Source organism: Telluria sp. AIW5, from assembly GCF_056680575.1.
The window spans coordinates 5,506,194-5,524,678 of the sequence record NZ_CM155289.1; the positions used below are offsets into that span (position 1 = coordinate 5,506,194).

Here is an 18,485-nt window from a genome sequence, read left to right on the forward strand (position 1 = left end):
AAAGCGTCGTAATCAGTAGACCACGACCGAGCGGATCGACTCGCCCGACTTCATCAAATCAAAGCCTTCGTTGATGCGCTCGAGCGGCAGGTGGTGGGTGATCAGGTCATCGATGTTGATCTTGTTTTCCATGTACCAGTCGACGATCTTCGGCACGTCGGTGCGTCCGCGCGCGCCGCCGAAGGCCGAACCCTTCCACTCGCGGCCCGTCACCAGCTGGAACGGACGGGTCGAGATCTCGGCGCCCGCTTCGGCCACGCCGATGATGATCGACTGGCCCCAGCCCTTGTGGCAGCACTCGAGCGCCTGGCGCATGGTCTTGACGTTGCCGATGCACTCGAAGGAATAGTCGGCGCCGCCGTCGGTGATCTGGACAATACTGTCCACCACGTTCTCGACCTGGGTCGGATTGATGAAATGGGTCATGCCGAACTTGCGCGCCATCTCTTCACGGGCCGGGTTGAGGTCGACGCCGATGATCTTGTCGGCGCCTACCATTTTCGCTGCCTGGATCACGTTCAGGCCGATGCCGCCCAGGCCGAACACGACGACATTCGCACCCGCTTCCACCTTGGCCGTGAAGATCACGGCGCCGATGCCGGTGGTGACGCCGCAGCCGATGTAGCAGATCTTGTCGAAGGGCGCGTCGTTACGCACCTTGGCCAGTGCGATTTCCGGAACCACGATGTAGTTCGAGAAGGTCGAGGTGCCCATGTAGTGGAAGATCGGCTTGCCGTCGAGCGAGAAACGGGAAGTAGCGTCAGGCATCAGGCCGCGTCCTTGCGTGGAGCGGATCGCCTGGCACAGGTTCGTCTTTTGCGACAGGCAGAATTTGCACTGGCGGCATTCCGGGGTGTAGAGCGGAATGACGTGGTCGTCCTTGCGCAGGCTGGTCACGCCCGGGCCGACGTCGACGACGACACCCGCGCCTTCATGGCCGAGGATGGCCGGGAACAGCCCTTCCGGGTCGGCGCCGGAGAGCGTGTAGTAATCGGTGTGGCAAATGCCGGTGGCCTTGACTTCGACCAGTACTTCGCCCGCCTTCGGGCCTTCGAGTTCGACTTCCTCGATCGTCAGCGGCTGACCCGCCTTCCACGCAATCGCTGCCTTGGTTTTCATGGGGTATTTCCTGTTACTTGGATGAATGAACGCGCCAGCACCGGGCTGCGCGGGTTTGCCATCATACCAAGCCCGGAACATCCCTGCCGCCCGTCTCATGGGTCAAAAATGCTGCGTTTGCACATTGCAGGGGGACAAAAATATAGCACCATTTGAAATCGTTCATATTGTTTCCAATCGTGCGCAAGTGCAATGTTGCAACAATGGTGAACACGATTGGATTGACATTGCTCATACATACACTTCCTGCCTACACTGGCTCGGCCGTTATCACGGCAACCATGCGTTTTATAAAAACTGCACGCGACAAGAGAATCGCGGCATTTCGATAGGCTTTCATACGGAGAAGTAAAAATGATTCAACGATCCAATCGTGCTTCAAACAAGATCCTTAGCCTGTGCCTGACCGCTGTCGCGGCCGGCATCCTCTGCAACACCGCCGGCGCCGCCCAGCCTGCCGATACCGACACCACCCGTGTCATCGTCAAGTTCAAGAAAGGGCAAAAAGCCCTGTTGAAGACCCTGGTCGGTGGTCTCAAAGGCAAGATCAAGCACGAAATCTTCAACGAAGATGCCATGGCCATCGAAGTGCCGCGCGCCGCCCTCAAGGGCCTGGAAAACAACCCGAACGTCGAATTTGTCGAGGAGGACGCCAAGCGTTACCCGCTGTCGCTGGCCACCCCATCGACCGGCACCCCGTACACCAGCGGCCAGCTGGTCCCGTACGGCATCAAGATGGTCCAGGCCGACCAGCTGAGCGACTCGCTCGCCGGCAACCGCAAGGTCTGCATTATCGACTCGGGCGTCAACCGCGACCACGAAGACCTGTCCGGCAATAACTTCACCGGGGAGTACGACAGCGGCACCGGCTGGTGGTACACCGACGAAAACCACCACGGCACCCACGTCGCCGGCACCATCGCCGGCATCAACAACAGCGGCACCGGCGTGGTCGGCGTCAACCCGAACAAGCAGCTGAAAATCCACATCGTCAAGGTCTTCGGTCCGGACGCCTGGGCTTATTCGTCGACCCTGGCTTCCGCCGCCAACAAGTGCAAGGCGGCCGGCGCCAACGTGATCTCGATGTCGCTGGGCGGCCCGACCCAGAACATCACCGAGAAAAATACCTTCGCCTCGCTGGAAACGGCCGGCATCCTCTCCATCGCGGCGGCCGGTAACGACGCCAACACCAAGCTGTCCTACCCGGCCGGCTACACCAGCGTGGTCTCGGTGGCCGCGGTCGACGAAAACAAGCAGTGGGCGACCTTCTCGCAGTACAACACCAAGGTCGAACTGGCTGGTCCTGGCGTGGGCGTGCTGTCGACCGTGCCCATGGGCGTGGGCCAGGACGCCGTGCTGACGGTCGGCGCGTCGACCTATGCGCCGGGCGCGATGGAAGGTTCGCCGGTCAAGACCGCCACCGCACCGCTGGCCGATTTCGGCATCGGCGACGCCGTCAACAGCGCAATGGCGGGCAAGGTCTGCCTGATCGCCCGCGGCACGGTCGACTTCGCGACCAAAGTCTCGAACTGCCAGACCAGCGGCGGCGTCGGCGCCGTGGTGTACAACAACGTGGCAGGCGCCTTCGGGGGCACGCTGGGCACCACCGTGACCACCATCCCGTCGGTCACCGCGACCGACGTCGACGGCGCGGCGATGAAGGGCCAGCTGGGCCAGAGCGCCACCGTCGGCATCAAGGCATCGAACTACGCCTACTACGACGGCACCTCGATGGCGACGCCGCACGTGTCGGCTGTCGCTGCGCTGGTGTGGAGCTACTTCCCGACCTGTACCGGCAAGCAGATCCGCACCTCGCTCGACAACAGCGCGCTGGACCTGGGTACGGCCGGCCGCGATACCAAGTACGGCTACGGTCTGGTGCAGGCCAAGGCTGCTTACGACCGTATCAAGTCGCTGGGCTGCGGTAAGTAATTACTGCTTCAGGCTGTAATGGAAAAAGGGCGCTTCGGCGTCCTTTTTTTCGTTGGCAGATCACCATCGGCCAACTCGCGACATCGGTTTGGGCGTGTCAACCAAACGCCGTGCACACGCTGTTGGTTTGACTGTGGGCGCGGTTGTTCGACCGGTGATCCGCGTGGGCACGCGTGAACTGACCCCCAAAAGTTGGACACAACTTTGGGGAGGTGTATGTCGAAGTACACAGAACAGTTCAAACACACGGTGGTTCAAGATTACTTGTCTGGTCGCGGTGGCTATCGGGCCCTGTCGCAGCGCCACGGTATGGCCAATCGCTCGTTGGTCGAGCGGTGGGTGACGGCCTATCGGCTCCATGGCGATGCTGGACTGAGGGAGAAGCGAAGCCGATATGACGCCGATTTCAAATTGTCGGTGCTGCAGCACATGTGGGAAAATCGGCTTTCCATAACCCAGACCGCTGCCCAGTTCGATATCCGCCGTCATTCGACAGTAGGAACTTGGGAGCGCGCATATCGAGAGGGCGGGGTCAAAGCGTTGACGCTACCGCCGACAAGACGAGTGAAGAAAATACCGATACCAACAAAGCCGGTCGTTCCTGCAGGCGAGGACACACGCAGCCGGGAAGAATTGCTCGTTGAGCTCGATTACCTGCGCATGGAGAATGCAGTCCTAAAAAAGTTGGATGCCTTAGTTCAAGCACGGCAGAAATCGGCCACGCCGAAAAAGCGCAAGTAGTGCAGGAACTGAGGCAGCAGTATCCAGTTGCTGGTTTGCTCAGGCTTATTGGCTTGGCACGGAGCACCTTTTATTTCCAAGTCGGCGCGCAGAAGGCTGGCGACAAGTACGAACCGCTCAAGGCGATGATCAAGGCCGAGTATGAACGCCACAAGGGCCGCTACGGCTACCGTCGTATCACGGCCGCGCTCCGCCAGCTGGGTCAGCACGTCAACCACAAGACCGTTCAGCGCCTGATGGGGGTGTTGAAACTGAAGTCGCTGGTCAGACCCAAGAAATACAAGTCATTCAGAGGCGAGGTGGGCCAGGCGGCGCCGAACGAATTGAACCGCCAGTTCGAAGCGACGGCGCCGAACGAGAAGTGGGTGACGGACGTGACCGAATTTAACGTCGCCGGCGAGAAGCTATATTTGTCGCCAGTGCTCGACCTGTACAACCGTGAGATCGTCGCTTTTGAGATGAACAGGCGCCCACCATTCGAGCTCGTGACGTCGATGCTGACAAAAGCGTTTTCCAAACTCGGTTCGGCAGACAAGCCGATGCTCCATTCCGACCAGGGGTGGCAGTACCGCATGACGGCCTATCGCCAAATGCTCAAGGAACGCGGCATGGTGCAGAGCATGTCACGCAAGGGAAACTGTCATGACAACGCAGCTATGGAAAGCTTCTTTGGCGTACTCAAGTCCGAATTTTTCTACTTGAACAAATTTGCCAGTATCGACCAGTTAGAGGCCGGCATTGTCGACTATATCCACTACTACAATCACGAGCGCATCAAGCTCAAGCTCGGCGGGCTGAGCCCTGTACAATTCAGGACTCAGCACTTGGCTGCGTAGACTTAACTGTCCAACTTTGTGGGGTCACTTCAGCGTGCCCACCCTACGGTGCGCTGCCGACCTCATTCCAGCGAGGTCGCGTGGTCTCGAGCGGCGAACGCGTGGAGTCGGGACTCCACCCTACTGTAACGAAAAAGGACGCTTCGGCGTCCTTTTTATGTTTGCTGCCGCGTAACGCGACATCGGTTTGGGCGTGTCAACCAAACGCCGTGCACACGCTGTTGGTTTGACTGTGGGCGCGGTTGTTCGACCGGTGATCCGCGTGGGCACGCGTGCCCACCCTACGGTGCGCTGCCGACCTCATTCCAGCGAGGTCGCGTGGTCTCGAGCGGCGAACGCGTGGAGTCGGGACTCCACCCTACTGTAACGAAAAAGGACGCTTCGGCGTCCTTTTTATGTTTGCTGCCGCGTAACGCGACATCGGTTTGGGCGTGTCAACCGAACGCCGTGCACACGCTGTTGGTTTGACTGTGGGCGCGGTTGTTCGACCGGTGATCCGCGTGGGCACGAGTGCCCACCCTGTAAAGGCAAATTAGAAATGTCCGGTTTCAGCAAAATAGAAATGTCCGATTTTTTCGGCAATTCCTAGCAGTGTTGAGGCGACTTGGATGCGACTTTGTGCGCGCTCGTTTGTTTGGCAGCGGTGACGCCGGCTGCGATCTCGGCGGCGGTGGGATTACGGTACGGACGATTGCGTTTGCGCTTCTCGGCCAGCTGATCGAGCGTGTGGTCTATCGTCTTGGTGTCGACATCGATGAAGTGTCGCGCTGTCAGGTTGCATTCTTGTACCGTATGCGGCAGCAGGTGCGTGCCTGCGCGTACTTCGATGCGTCCATCGGCAAAGGTGTAGAGCGCTACCGAGCTTCCAGCGTGGGCCCTGGCAGCGGCCGAATCCACAAGCACAAAGCGCTTCGATTCAAATTGCAGCGTCAACTTGGCACTCAGTTTTCGTTGTTCGCGGTGGGCCAGGATCAGGGACAGATCTTCATTCGATCTGACTGGGCGGTGCAGATTGATCGTGCTGTGCGCTGGTCGCTCAAAACGCTCGTTGTATTGGCAAACGAAGCTATCGCACCAAACGTTGGCTTCACCGATGCTGCTGATGTTTGCCAGACGCAGTTCCCGTGTCAAGCGCGCTTGCAAACTGCGATTCATGCGTTCGACCCGCCCTTTGGCTTGGGGAGAGTTGGCACAGATCAGCTCGATATCCAACTCATCGAGAGCGCGTTGAAACTGCGTCGGAGCATGGCGGTTTTGCGCAGCCGAGCGAAATACCGCAGCCTTGTCGGCATACAAGGCTCGAGGCTTGCCATGGCGCCCGAGGTAGCGCCGCGTGGCTTCGAAGTAGCCGGTGGTTGTTTCGGTTTCGGCAAAATACAGTTGCATTAGCCGGCCAGTGGCGTCATCGACGTACACGAGCAAAGCGCAATGCGGAGCACGGCCTTCGAACCAATCATGCCGGCTTCCATCGATTTGGACCAGCTCACCCAGGCAAGCGCGCCGCGTACGAGGCTGATGCAAAACGCCTGCGCGGGCGTCGCGTGGTGTCCACAAACCGCTCTCGATCATCAAGCGACGCAGCGTCTCCTTTGAGAGCACCACGTCATGGCATTCAGCCAGCTTCTCGCAAGCGAACGTGGGTGGAAAATCAGCGTAATGGTCCCGGACCAACTGCAACGCTTGCTGTGCCAAGCCTGGCTTCAGCTGGCGATTGCCAGCCTTACCGCGCTGCGCCGAGATCAACCCAGCTGGCCCGGCATCACGAAATTGGTTAGCCAGCCGCTGCACCTGCCGCGTCGTCAGTCCAAGCTGCAACGCCGCCGTTGCCGGCTTGATCTGCTTGTCGACCAAGGCCTTGATGACCTTACCCCGATCTACTTCTTTCATGTTCATGCTCCCGGTTCTGCTCATCGCCCAACTCCGACATATTCGAAGTCAACAGCTTGAATGAGATAGCAAAATCGGACATTTCTATTTTGCTAGAACCGGACATTACTATTTTGCCCTTACACACCCTACGGTGCGCTGCCGACCTCATTCCAGCGAGGTCGCGTGGTCTCGAGCGGCGAACGCGTGGAGTCGGGACTCCACCCTACTGTAACGAAAAAGGACGCTTCGGCGTCCTTTTTATGTTTGCTGCCGCGTAACTTAGGGTGGGCACTCGTGCCCACGCGGTACACCATCGGCACATCCGCGATGCCGATCCGACAGGCTAGGGGACGCGGTATCCACCGTGCCCACCCTACTTGGTCGGCTGCATCGTGAGGCCGATCAGGCGCGCGACCACCGCCGCCAGGTACATCAACCCGACAAACATTTCGATGCTGGCGAGCGAACGCGCGTGCACGGTCAGGGGGATGACGTCGCCGATGCCGGTCGAGGACAACAGCGCAAAGCTCAGGTAATTGAGTTCGGTCCAGGTGCGTGGCAGTTCCGAGTGGACTGCGGCGGCGTACGAGCCCGGCGCCAGCGCCTGCACGAGCAGGTACAGGTGGGTGAAGCCCCAGGCCAGCAGGGTAAACGTGGCGCCCGCGGCATACAGCTCGTCGGTTGTGACGCGCCGGTCTTCGAGCATGTAGGCGATCAGCGAGCCGGCCGCATAAAAATAAAACACCGCTTCCAGGCCTGAAGACCAGGCCTGCAGCTGCGGCCGGTAGACCACCATCTGCATCACCAGCAGCGCAATGATCGGCAGCGCCAGGCAGACGCTGATGAGTGTCGGGCCGGGGGTACGGCGCACCATGTTGGTGGTCAGCGTCAGGATCGCGATACCAAAGGCGTTCAGCGCGATATGCCCGGCGGCGGTGTGCTCCATGAACGGATACAGGACCATCGCCAGCAGCTGGGCCAGCAGCAGGATGGCGGACGGGTGGCGCCGGGTGTGGACGATGAAGCGGAGCAGACGCATCGTTTTTTCTTGGTGAATGTGCAATAACGCTATTGTAGGCACAAGCGCGCGGGCGGCGTGCACACCGCACGCCGGCAAGAAAAAACCCGCCACATGGGCGGGTTCGGGATGGCTGCGCGGCTCGCTCAGGCGGCCACGCTCTCGATGACGCCCATCTCCTCGGACGACATCATGCGGTCGATGTCGACCAGGATGATCATGCGCTCGTCGACCGTGCCCAGTCCCACCAGGTAGTCGGTGTTCAGGGCGCCGCCCATGTCGGGCGCCGGCTTGATCTGGTCGGCGGTCAGCGAGATCACGTCCGACACCGAGTCGACCACCATGCCCACCACGCGGTCCTGGATGTTCAGGATGATCACGACGGTGAACTGGTCGTAGGTCGGCTCGCCAAGATTGAACTTGATGCGCATGTCGACGATCGGCACGATGGTTCCGCGCAGGTTGACCACGCCCTTGACGTGTTCCGGTGCGCTGGCAATGCGCGTGACCGTTTCGTAGCCGCGGATTTCCTGTACTTTCAGGATCTTGATGCCGTATTCCTCGTTGCCGAGTTTAAAGGCGAGCGCTTCCAGCACGCCATCGTTCATCAATGTGTTGTCCATGGTATTGGGGGTGTGAAAAGAAAGGAATACCGGGATTATATAGTTTTGCTGCACGGCAATATATAGTGCAGCGTCTGGAAATCCCGTTTTGTCTCGCGCCCGCAACGGGTCCTCATGCTTGCCCCCTGCCGCCGAACAAGGCGCCGAAGCGGCGCGCAGCCGCCTCCGGGTCGGGGTCGCCGTAGACGCCCGTGATCGCCGCCACCATGTCCGCCCCGCGCGCCACCAGGGGCGCGGCGTTCGGCGGCGTCATTCCGCCGATGACCACCAGCGGCAGCGCCAGCCCGGCGCGCGCCGCGTCCAGCAGCGCCGGCGGCGTGACGAAATCGTATTTTTTGACGGGGGACGGATAAAAGCCGCCGAAGGCCAGGTAGCTGGCGCCGGCCGCCTGCGCCGCACGCGCCAGCGCCAGGTCGCCATAGCAGGACGCGCCGACGATCTTGCCTGGCCCGAGCGCCGAGCGCCCTTGCGCGATGGCCGCATCGGTGCCGCCCAGGTGCACGCCGTCGGCGTCGACCCGCATGCACAGGTCGAGATGGTCGTTGATGACGAGCGGGCGTTTGTGGCGCCGGCACAGGGTCAGCAGCGCCCTCGCCTGCTCCAGGCGCAGGCCGCCCGCTGCCTCCTTGTGCCGGTACTGGACCAGGGCCGCACCGCCGCGCAGCGCCGCTTCGGTAACGGCCAGCAGCCGGTCGGTGTCGTCCCAGTTCGGGGTGACGAGATATAAGCCGCGCATTGGACTCCTCATGAGGTGGGTTGCAGATAGCGGCGCGGGATGCGCTGCCCGGGTGCGATCGCGTACGACTGCGCCAGCGCCGCGTGGCAATAGGCCTGGGCCGCGCCGAGGGCCTCGGACATGCCCTCGCCCAGCGCCAGCCGGCCGGCCAGGGCGGCGGCCAGCGTGCAGCCGCTGCCGTGGAACTGGCCGGGCAGGCGCGGCCAGCGCCAGTCTTGCACGGGTGCGCCGTCGCGGTACCAGCGGTTGACGACGAACTCGCCCTCGCCATGGCCACCCGTAACCAGCAGGTGCGGGCACGGGAAGCCGCCGATGTCGCATGCCTCCGGTGCGTTCGGCAGCGCGATCGTGGCCAGCGCAAGCAGTTCGGTCACGGTGTCCACCGGATCATCGCCGCCCAGGGCGTCGCCGCGGCCGCTGGCCAGCACCGGATCGAGCACGACCGGCAGGTCCGGATCGCGCGCCCGCAGGCGCTGCAGCAGCCCGGCGATCGCGCGCGCATTCTCGCGGTTGCCGGGGATGCCGATCTTGACGGCGCGGATGTCGCAGACCGCGGCCAGCGCCTCGGCCTGGCGCAGCACGAAGGCCGCGTCGACCGGCGCCACGGCGTGCACACGGTTGTTGTCCTGTACCGTGAGCGCGGTCGCCACCGGCAGCGCGTGCGCGCCCTGGGCGGCGATGGCCAGCACGTCGGCCGCGAGGCCGGCGCCGCCGCCGGGATCGAGCCCGGCGAAGACCAGTACGCAGGGCGTGTTCACGCGAGGCGCCCTGCGCTGGGCGAGGACGGCACGGCCGCGAAGCGCTTCGGCATGCGCCCGGCCAGCCAGGCTTCGCGCCCTGCCTGCACCGCCAGTTTCATCGCCCGCGCCATCCGCACCGGATCGCGTGCGAGCGCAATGGCGCTGTTCATCAGCACGCCGTCGCAGCCGAGTTCCATCGCGATGGCCGCGTCGGAAGCCGTGCCGACGCCGGCGTCGACCAGCACCGGCACCGTCGCCTGCTCGATGATCAGGGACAGGTTCCAGGGATTCAGGATGCCCATGCCGGAACCGATCAGGGAGGCGAGCGGCATCACGGCCACGCAACCGATCTCCTGCAGGATTTTCGCCTGCACCGGGTCGTCGCTGCAGTAGACCATGACGTCGAAGCCGTCGCGCACCAGGGTCTCGGCGGCCTTGAGCGTTTCCGGCATCTGCGGGAACAAGGTCTTCTCGTCGCCCAGCACCTCGAGCTTCACCAGCTTGTGGCCGTCGAGCAGTTCGCGCGCCATCTGCAGGGTGTAGACGGCGTCGGCGGCGGTATAGCAGCCGGCGGTGTTGGGCAGGATCGTGAAGCGCTCGGGCGGCAGCACGTCGAGCAGGTTCGGCGCGTTCGGGTCCTGGCCGATGTTCACGCGCCGGATCGCCACCGTCACGATTTCGGCTTCGGCCGCGAGCGTCGCGTCGCGGGTTTCATCCAGGTCGCGGTATTTGCCGCTGCCGACCAGCAGGCGCGAGCGGTATTGTTTTCCAGCGATGGTCAATACGTCATCAATCATTGTTTTCTCCTGTCAGGGCCTCAGCCGCCGCCAATGGCGCGCACGATGTCCACACGGTCCCGCGGCATGAGGGGCCGTCCGCTCCACTGTTGGCGCGGCACCACTTCGCGGTTCACCGCCAGCGCCAGCGCCTGGCCACCGATGCCGAGCGCGCGCACCAGGTCGTCCAGGGTCTGGTCTTGCGGCAGGCGATAGGACTCGCCATTGAGTTCAATATCGATCATGTTCATACCTCGCGGTACAGCTTCGCACCGCCGCGCACGAACTCGATCGCCTTTTCCTGCATGCCATGCGCCAGCGCCCCGGCCTCGTCGAGGCCGCCGGCGGCGGCATAAGCGCGCACTTCCTGGGTGATCTTCATCGAGCAGAAATGTGGGCCGCACATCGAGCAGAAGTGCGCCACCTTGCTCGACTCCTTCGGCAGCGTCTCGTCGTGGAAGGCGCGCGCCTTGTCGGGGTCGAGCCCGAGGTTGAACTGGTCTTCCCAGCGAAACTCGAAGCGCGCCTTCGACAGTGCGTTGTCGCGGACCTGGGCGCCGGGATGGCCTTTGGCGAGATCGGCCGCGTGGGCCGCGATTTTATAAGTGATGATCCCGTCCTTGACGTCCGCCTTGTCGGGCAGGCCGAGGTGCTCCTTCGGGGTCACGTAGCACAGCATGGCGGTGCCGTACCAGCCGATGTGGGCCGCGCCGATGCCGGAGGTGATGTGGTCGTAGCCCGGTGCGATATCGGTGGTCAAAGGCCCGAGCGTGTAGAACGGCGCCTCGCCGCACTGTTCGAGCTGCAGGCGCATGTTCTCGCGAATCAGGTGCAGCGGCACGTGGCCGGGCCCTTCGATCATTGTCTGGACATCGTGCTTCCAGGCGACCTGCGTGAGTTCGCCCAGCGTCGCCAGTTCGGCCAGCTGGGCTTCGTCGTTGGCGTCGTAGATCGAACCGGGACGCAGGCCGTCGCCCAGGCTGAAGGCGACGTCATACATCTTCATGATCCCGCAGATCTCTTCGAAATGCGTGTACAGGAAGGATTCCTTGTGGTGCGCCAGGCACCACTTGGCCATGATCGAGCCGCCGCGCGAGACGATCCCCGTCAAGCGTTTGGCCGTCATCGGCACGTACGCGAGGCGCACGCCGGCGTGGATGGTGAAATAGTCGACGCCCTGCTCCGCCTGTTCGATGAGGGTATCGCGGTAGATCTCCCAGATCAGGTCTTCGGCCTTGCCGTTCACCTTTTCCAGCGCCTGGTAGATCGGCACGGTGCCGATCGGGACCGGGCTGTTGCGGACGATCCATTCGCGCGTCTCGTGGATGTGCTTTCCGGTCGAGAGGTCCATCACGTTGTCGGCGCCCCAGCGGATCGCCCAGGTCATCTTTTCGACCTCCTCGCCGATCGAGGACGTGACGGCCGAATTGCCGATGTTGGCGTTGATCTTGACGAGGAAATTGCGGCCGATGATCATCGGCTCGCTCTCCGGGTGGTTGATGTTGGCCGGGATGATGGCCCGCCCGCGCGCCACTTCATCGCGCACGAATTCGGGCGTGATTTCGGGAGGAATGCTGGCGCCGAAGGACTGGCCGGGATGCTGGCGCCCGAGCAGTTCGGCCGTGCGCTTGCCCATCGGGCCGCTCGCCTCGAGGCTGGCGAGATACTCCTCGCGCCGCAGGTTTTCGCGCAGGGCGATGAATTCCATCTCGGGCGTGACGATGCCGCGCCGCGCGTAATGCATCTGGGTGACGTTGGCGCCCGCCCTGGCACGGCGCGGTTTCCTCTGCAGCTCGAAGCGCAGCGCGTCCAGGCTCTTGTCCGCCAGGCGCTGGGCGCCGAAGGCGGAACTTGGGCCTGGCAGCTCTTCGGTGTCGCCGCGCTCGGCGATCCAGTCGCGGCGCAGTGCCGGCAGGCCGCGCCGGATGTCGATCTGCGCTGCCGGATCGGTATACGGGCCGGACGTGTCGTAGACGAAGACCGGCGGATTGGCTTCGCCGCCGAAGCTGTCCGGCGTAGCGCTTTGCGCGACGGCGCGCATCGGCACGCGGATATCGGGGCGGCTGCCTTCGATGTAGACCTTGGTCGAATTCGGGAAGGGTGCAATGGCTGCCGTGTCCACCGTGGCGGTGGCGGCGTCGAACTTCAGTGCTGCATTCATGTGGCTCCTTTGGGCAGGAGCCAGCAAAGGAACAGGAGACGGCGGCGAGGCGCGTGCATTTGCGCGTACGGCGGGTGACATCTCGAAGCTTCCCTTCGCTGGCATTATCCAGATCAGGTTCAGAGGGTATTTCTCACCCGCGCATCATCGATGTGCAGGACCCCTAGCGTGTGCGGCCCTGTGGCCGCGGTCGGATTATAGCTTGCCGGATTGCCTTTTAAAAAATTAATTCTCGGGATCGGGGCCGTGGCCTGTTCGGTTCGGGCACTGCCCGTAAATTCATCAAGGCCCGCGAACGCATCGCTGCTCTCCTCCTCTATAATGGTCGTTTTCGCACATCCAATCGCCATCACATCATGGAATTAGCCAAGTCTTTCGAGCCAGCCGACATTGAACAATACTGGCGCGCCGAGTGGGAACAGCGCGGGTATTTCACCGCCACCCTCGATGCCGACAAACCATCGTTCAGCATCCAGCTGCCGCCGCCGAACGTCACGGGCACGCTGCACATGGGCCACGCGTTCAACCAGACCGTGATGGATGGCCTGACGCGCTACTACCGCATGCGCGGCTTTAATACCGCCTGGATCCCGGGCACCGACCACGCCGGCATCGCGACCCAGATCGTCGTCGAGCGCCAGCTCGACGCCCAGAAAATCTCGCGCCACGACCTCGGCCGCGACGAATTCATCAAGAAAGTCTGGGAGTGGAAGGAGCAGTCGGGCAGCACCATCACCGGCCAGATGCGCCGCCTCGGCGCCTCTCCGGACTGGAAGCGCGAATACTTCACGATGGACGAGACGCGCTCGAAAGCCGTCTCCGAAGTCTTCGTGCGCCTGTACGAGCAGGGCCTGATTTACCGCGGCAAGCGCCTGGTGAACTGGGATCCGAAGCTGGGCACCGCCGTCTCCGACCTGGAAGTGGATTCGGTCGAGGAAGACGGCTCGATGTGGTACATCCAGTACCCGCTGGCGGACGGCTCGGGCCACCTGACGGTTGCCACGACGCGTCCTGAAACCATGCTCGGCGACGTGGCGGTGGCGGTCGACCCGACCGACGAACGTTATATCCACCTGGTCGGCAAGCTCTTGAGGCTGCCGCTGACCGAGCGCGAGATCCCGATCATCGCGGACTCGTATGTAGACAAGGAATTCGGTACCGGCTGCGTGAAAATCACGCCGGCGCACGACTTCAACGACTACGCCGTCGGCCAGCGCGCGGGCCTCGCGCCGATCACGATCATGACGCTCGACGCGAAAATCAACGAGAACGCCCCTGTGCAGTACCAGGGCCTCGACCGTTTCGCCGCGCGCAAGCAGATCGTCGCCGACCTGGAAGCGCTCGGCCTGCTCGAGCAAGTCAAGCCGCACAAGCTGATGGTCCCGCGCGGCGACCGTACCGGCGTCGTCATCGAGCCGATGCTGACCGACCAGTGGTTCGTCGCCATGACGAAACCTGCGCCGGAAGGCACCTTCAATCCGGGCAAGTCGATCACCGAGGTGGCGCTGGAAAAGGTCGCGAACGGCGAAATCAGGTTCGTGCCCGAGAACTGGAGCACGACCTACAACCAGTGGCTGGGTAACATCCAGGACTGGTGCATTTCGCGCCAGCTGTGGTGGGGCCACCGCATTCCGGCCTGGTTCGACGAATCCGGCAACATCGTCGTCGCGCGCGACGAGGAGGAAGCGAAGGCCAAGGCGGCCGCGCAAGGCATCACCGGCGAATTGCGCCGCGACGAAGACGTGCTGGACACCTGGTTCTCGTCCGCACTCGTCCCCTTCTCGACCATGGGCTGGCCGGAGGAGACGCCGGACATGAAGATGTTCCTGCCGTCGTCCGTGCTGGTCACGGGCTTCGACATCATCTTCTTCTGGGTCGCGCGCATGGTCATGATGACCGCGCACTTCACGAATAAAGTGCCGTTCGAGACCGTGTACGTGCACGGCCTGGTACGCGATTCGCAGGGCCAGAAGATGTCGAAGTCGAAGGGCAATACACTCGACCCGATCGACCTGATCGACGGCATCGACATCGAGTCGCTGGTGGCCAAGCGCACCGCCGGGCTGATGGACCCACGCGCCGCCGAGAAGATCGCCAAGGCGACCCGCAAGGAATTCCCGAACGGCGTCCCGGCCTTCGGCACCGATGCCGTGCGCTTCACGATGGCGAGCTACGCATCGCTCGGCCGCAACATCAATTTCGACCTGGGCCGCGCCGAGGGCTACCGCAACTTCTGCAACAAGCTGTGGAACGCGACCCGCTTCGTGATGATGAACACGGAAGGCAAGGACTGCGGTGCGCCGAACGAGGCCGACCTGTCGCCGGCCGACAAGTGGATCATCTCGCTGATGAACCGCGCCGAACTCGAAGTGGCGAAAGGTTTTGCCGACTACCGCTTCGACAATATCGCCTCCGCCATCTACAAATTCGTCTGGGACGAGTACTGCGACTGGTACCTGGAAGTGGCCAAGGTCACGGTCCAGCAAGGTACCGAGGCGCAGCAGCGCGCCACGCGCCACACGCTCCTGCGCGTGCTCGAGGTGATCCTGCGCCTGGCGCATCCGATCATCCCGTTCGTGACCGAAGCGCTGTGGCAGGCGATCGCGCCGATGGCCGGCAAGACGGGCGATTCGATCATGCTGCAGCCCTACCCGCTCGCCAACGAAGCCCTGATCGATGAGGGCGCCGAAGCCTGGATGGCCCAGTTGAAGGAACTCACTAACGCGACCCGCAACCTGCGCGGCGAGATGAAACTGTCGCCATCGGTGCGCGTGCCGCTGATCGTCGAGCCGGGTAACGAAGGCGACCGCGCCAACATGGCCGGCTTCGCGCCCTTCATCCAGTCGCTCGGCAAGCTGGCGGAAGTGCAGGTCGTCGACGCGCTGCCGGAGTCGCCGGCCGCGGTGTCGATCGTCGGCACGACGAAACTGATGTTGAAGGTCGAGATCGACGTCGCCGCCGAACGCGAGCGCCTGTCGAAAGAGATCGCCCGCATCGAGGGTGAGATCACCAAGGCCAACGGCAAGCTCTCGAGCGAAAGTTTTGTCGCACGCGCGCCGGCCGCGGTGGTGGCGCAGGAGCAGGAACGCCTGGCGAACTTCTCGGCGACGCTGGCGAAGATGCAGGAGCAGCTGGGAAAACTGGCTGCGGGCTGACCCGCTGACTGAACGACGCGGCCCTGGTGGCCGCGTTTTTTTTACCTGAATGGAGAACGCGATGATCCGTGACCACATGTACGTGCTGGCCGTCCACGACCTCGAACGCTCGGCCGCCTTTTATCGCGACGCGCTCGGCTTCGCGGTCCACGACATGGGCGACCCGGGCTGGCGCATGTTCGTGCGCGACGGCTGCCGCATCATGGCCGGCGAATGCCGCGACGCCATGCCCGCGGCCGACACCGGCTTTCACTCGTACTACGGCTATCTGGTGGTCGAGGATGCCGACGCCGAACTCGCACGGGCGGTCGCCGCCGGCGCCGAGATCACCAAGGAAATAAAAGACGAACCCTGGGACATGCGCGAGTTCGGCCTGCGCACCGTCGACGGCCACCGCCTGATGGTCGGGCACGAACTGCCCGTCGCCTGAAACATCCTGCAACCGTTTTATCGACAAGTTGCAGGCACAGTTTGCTACACTGGCCCCAGCGAAACCACAACAACGGAGACACCACCATGCGACCACTGATGATTAAAGCCGGCCTGCTCGCCACCCTGCTCCTCACTTCCGCCGCCTGGGCCCAGAACACCTCGCCGGTCGGCACGTGGAAGACCATCGACGACGAAACCGGCAAGCCAAAGGCCCTGGTACGCATCACCGAAGAAAACGGCGCCCTGCAAGGCAAGATCGAGAGGCTGTTCCGCGGCCCGAACGAAGACCAGAACCCGAAATGCACCGAGTGCAAGGACTCGCGCAAGGACCAGCCGCTGATCGGCATGACCATCGTCTCGGGCCTCAAAAAGGACGGCAACGAATACACCGGCGGCGAGATCCTCGATCCGGCCAAGGGTAAAGTTTACAAGAGCAAGGCGACGCTGCGCGACGGCGGCCAGAAGCTCGAAGTGCGCGGCTATATCGGCGCACCGATGTTCGGCCGCTCGCAAGTCTGGCAGCGCGAGCAGTAAGACGTTTTTGCTTTCAACAAAGCGGCCTGCGGGCCTAATGCCGTTCAGTAAAGAAGGCCGCTTCGATTCACATCGGAGCGGCCTTTGTTCTTGACGTCGACGCGCGGGCATGCCCGCCCTACCTTACACAGCGGTCTCGACCAACAATGACGACGGTGGCGCACCGTACGGGGTCATCGAGGCCAATGGCCTCGATGACGGGTTCACTGGGCATGCCCGCGCGTTATGCTCGCCCGGGGCAGCTCATCCGCGCTTAACTGAACGGCATCAGGCCTGCGGGCCGCTATTTTTTTGGGCAGTCAACAACGCGAGCGTGGGTATGAACCAATAGTATCAAATCGTGATTGCCGACGGTAATTGCCCGTGTGATACTAAATTGGGATCGAACAATTCGTTCAGGGAGATGGGCAATGCTAGGGAATACAGGCAAGGTAGTCGGTAACAAGCTTGGGCTCGGACCGGCATGCAGACAGCTCGTTGCGGCGCTTGGCGCGGCATCGGTGCTTGGATCGAGCCAGGCGGCGGGGGCGCCAACACCCGACATCGCCGGACTCGATGCCCTCTACCCTTCCCTCGACGCCCTCTACCGCGACCTGCACCAGCATCCCGAACTATCGCTCCAGGAAGAAAAGACCGCGGCGAAAATGGCCGCCCAACTGCGCGCGCTCGGTTTCGAGGTCACGGAGCATGTCGGCGGTCACGGCGTGGTCGGCGTTTTACGCAACGGCAAAGGGCCGGCCATCATGGTGCGTACCGAGATGGACGCCCTGCCCGTCAAGGAGCAAACGAAACTGCCGTATGCAAGTACCGTGACGGTACGCGACGCGGCGGGCACCATGGTCCCGGTCATGCATGCTTGCGGCCACGATATCCACATGGCGTCCTGGGTGGGCGCCGCGGCGCTGCTGTCCAGGGCCAGGGACAAGTGGCAGGGGACGCTCGTTTTCGTTGGGCAGCCCGGGGAAGAGGTGCTGCAAGGCGCAAACCTGATGGTCAAGGACGGCCTGCTGACCCGCTTTCCGAAGCCGGACTTCGTGCTTGGCGTGCACGACACGCACTTGCTTCCCGCAGGGCAGGTCGGCGTGGCTTCGGGCCCTTCCTCGGCAGCGTCGAATGCCGTCGATATCACCTTTTATGGCAAAGGTGGACACGGTGCGGCGCCCCAGACCACCATCGATCCGCTCGTGATTGCCGCGCGCACCGTGGTGACGCTGCAGACCATCGTTGCAAGGGAGATCGACCCCTTCGATCCGGCCGTGATCACGGTCGGCACCATGCATGCCGGGACCAAGCGCAACATCATTTCCGATGAGGCGAAGCTGGAGCTGACCGTCCGTTCGTTCAAGCCCGAGGTGCAGCAACACCTGCTGGCATCGATCGCCCGCATCGCCAGGGGCGAGGCGGCGGCGGCCGGCGCGACCCGCGAACCCGCCGTTTCGGTCGACCCGCTGGAGGCGTCGGAAGTGGTGTTCAACGACGTGGCCCTGGCGGCACGCCTGTCCACCGCCCTGCGTCGCGGGTTCGGCGATGCCAACGTGCTGCCGATCCCCCCCATTTCGGCCTCGGAAGACTTTGGCGTCTACGGCCGGGGCGCCGGCGCGCCGTCGATCCAGCTTCGGATCGGCGCCATCGAGCCGGGCGCGTTTGCGCGCGCGAAGGCCGCGGGGACCGCCCTTCCAAGTCCGCACAGCCCGTTCTTCGCACCGGAGCGCGAACGGACCATACGCGGCGGGGTTGCGGCATTGACCTATTCGGTCATGGACCTGGCGCCCGCAACCAAGGCAGGGCGCTAAGAACCCAGGTCGAGGATGTG

The 18,485-nt window shown here is 63.0% G+C and carries 16 protein-coding genes and 1 riboswitch; of the genes, 6 read left to right on the plus strand and 10 right to left on the minus strand.

The window, feature by feature from the left end:
• Positions 1-12: 12 nt before the first annotated feature.
• Together AC1MEM_RS24250 and AC1MEM_RS24255 are read right to left on the minus strand one after the other, a co-directional pair.
• The gene (locus AC1MEM_RS24250; RefSeq protein WP_499474642.1) at positions 13-1,119 is read right to left on the minus strand and encodes an S-(hydroxymethyl)glutathione dehydrogenase/class III alcohol dehydrogenase; all 1,107 of its coding nucleotides are present in this window, start codon (positions 1,117-1,119) and stop codon (positions 13-15) included.
• Between the two features lie 61 nt (positions 1,120-1,180).
• Entirely contained in the window at positions 1,181-1,354 is a 174-nt protein-coding gene (locus tag AC1MEM_RS24255; protein ID WP_499474643.1) for a hypothetical protein, read from the minus strand.
• A gap of 119 nt (positions 1,355-1,473) precedes the next feature.
• Here AC1MEM_RS24255 and AC1MEM_RS24260 point away from each other — a divergent pair, with 119 nt between their 5' ends.
• Together AC1MEM_RS24260 and AC1MEM_RS24265 are read left to right on the plus strand one after the other, a co-directional pair.
• On the plus strand, positions 1,474-3,051 hold the full coding sequence (locus AC1MEM_RS24260; protein ID WP_499474644.1) for a S8 family serine peptidase: 1,578 nt from the start codon (positions 1,474-1,476) through the stop codon (positions 3,049-3,051).
• 216 nt (positions 3,052-3,267) lie between these two features.
• A protein-coding gene (locus AC1MEM_RS24265; RefSeq protein WP_499474645.1) for an IS3 family transposase occupies positions 3,268-4,628 on the plus strand; the annotation gives its coding sequence in 2 pieces (ribosomal slippage) (positions 3,268-3,744 and positions 3,747-4,628; 1,359 coding nt in all).
• A 585-nt stretch (positions 4,629-5,213) separates the two neighbouring features.
• Here the strand turns inward: AC1MEM_RS24265 and AC1MEM_RS24270 are convergent.
• The 8 genes from AC1MEM_RS24270 to thiC form a co-directional block, all read right to left on the minus strand.
• The gene (locus AC1MEM_RS24270; RefSeq protein ID WP_499474646.1) at positions 5,214-6,521 is read right to left on the minus strand and encodes an ISNCY family transposase; all 1,308 of its coding nucleotides are present in this window, start codon (positions 6,519-6,521) and stop codon (positions 5,214-5,216) included.
• A gap of 349 nt (positions 6,522-6,870) precedes the next feature.
• Positions 6,871-7,536 (minus strand): ion channel, encoded by a 666-nt coding sequence (locus AC1MEM_RS24275; RefSeq protein WP_499474647.1) that lies wholly within the window; start codon positions 7,534-7,536, stop codon positions 6,871-6,873.
• A 125-nt stretch (positions 7,537-7,661) separates the two neighbouring features.
• Complete coding sequence (locus AC1MEM_RS24280; protein ID WP_499474648.1) at positions 7,662-8,138, minus strand: chemotaxis protein CheW; 477 nt, start codon at positions 8,136-8,138, stop codon at positions 7,662-7,664.
• A gap of 112 nt (positions 8,139-8,250) precedes the next feature.
• Positions 8,251-8,874 (minus strand): thiamine phosphate synthase, encoded by a 624-nt coding sequence (gene thiE, locus AC1MEM_RS24285; RefSeq protein WP_499474649.1) that lies wholly within the window; start codon positions 8,872-8,874, stop codon positions 8,251-8,253.
• An 8-nt stretch (positions 8,875-8,882) separates the two neighbouring features.
• Complete coding sequence (gene thiD, locus AC1MEM_RS24290; RefSeq protein ID WP_499474650.1) at positions 8,883-9,632, minus strand: bifunctional hydroxymethylpyrimidine kinase/phosphomethylpyrimidine kinase; 750 nt, start codon at positions 9,630-9,632, stop codon at positions 8,883-8,885.
• On the minus strand, positions 9,629-10,411 hold the full coding sequence (locus AC1MEM_RS24295) for a thiazole synthase (RefSeq protein ID WP_499474651.1): 783 nt from the start codon (positions 10,409-10,411) through the stop codon (positions 9,629-9,631). The genes thiD and AC1MEM_RS24295 overlap by 4 nt, the downstream gene beginning before the upstream one ends.
• A gap of 20 nt (positions 10,412-10,431) precedes the next feature.
• Positions 10,432-10,635, minus strand: a complete 204-nt coding sequence (gene thiS, locus AC1MEM_RS24300; RefSeq protein WP_499474652.1) for a sulfur carrier protein ThiS — start codon at positions 10,633-10,635, stop codon at positions 10,432-10,434.
• A 2-nt stretch (positions 10,636-10,637) separates the two neighbouring features.
• Positions 10,638-12,551 carry a phosphomethylpyrimidine synthase ThiC gene (gene thiC / locus AC1MEM_RS24305; protein ID WP_499474653.1) on the minus strand — a complete coding sequence of 638 codons (1,914 nt, stop codon included), beginning with the start codon at positions 12,549-12,551 and terminating at the stop codon, positions 10,638-10,640.
• A 73-nt stretch (positions 12,552-12,624) separates the two neighbouring features.
• A riboswitch (TPP riboswitch) is annotated at positions 12,625-12,726 on the minus strand.
• A 181-nt stretch (positions 12,727-12,907) separates the two neighbouring features.
• Between thiC and AC1MEM_RS24310 the strand changes: the two genes are divergently transcribed.
• The 4 genes from AC1MEM_RS24310 (at position 12,908) to AC1MEM_RS24325 (ending at position 18,465) form a co-directional block, all read left to right on the plus strand.
• Entirely contained in the window at positions 12,908-15,706 is a 2,799-nt protein-coding gene (locus AC1MEM_RS24310; protein WP_499474654.1) for a valine--tRNA ligase, read from the plus strand.
• 61 nt (positions 15,707-15,767) lie between these two features.
• Positions 15,768-16,136, plus strand: a complete 369-nt coding sequence (locus tag AC1MEM_RS24315; protein ID WP_499474655.1) for a VOC family protein — start codon at positions 15,768-15,770, stop codon at positions 16,134-16,136.
• Between the two features lie 86 nt (positions 16,137-16,222).
• Complete coding sequence (locus AC1MEM_RS24320; RefSeq protein ID WP_499474656.1) at positions 16,223-16,672, plus strand: DUF2147 domain-containing protein; 450 nt, start codon at positions 16,223-16,225, stop codon at positions 16,670-16,672.
• Between the two features lie 410 nt (positions 16,673-17,082).
• Positions 17,083-18,465, plus strand: a complete 1,383-nt coding sequence (locus AC1MEM_RS24325; protein ID WP_499474657.1) for an amidohydrolase — start codon at positions 17,083-17,085, stop codon at positions 18,463-18,465.
• The last annotated feature ends 20 nt before the right edge of the window (positions 18,466-18,485 follow it).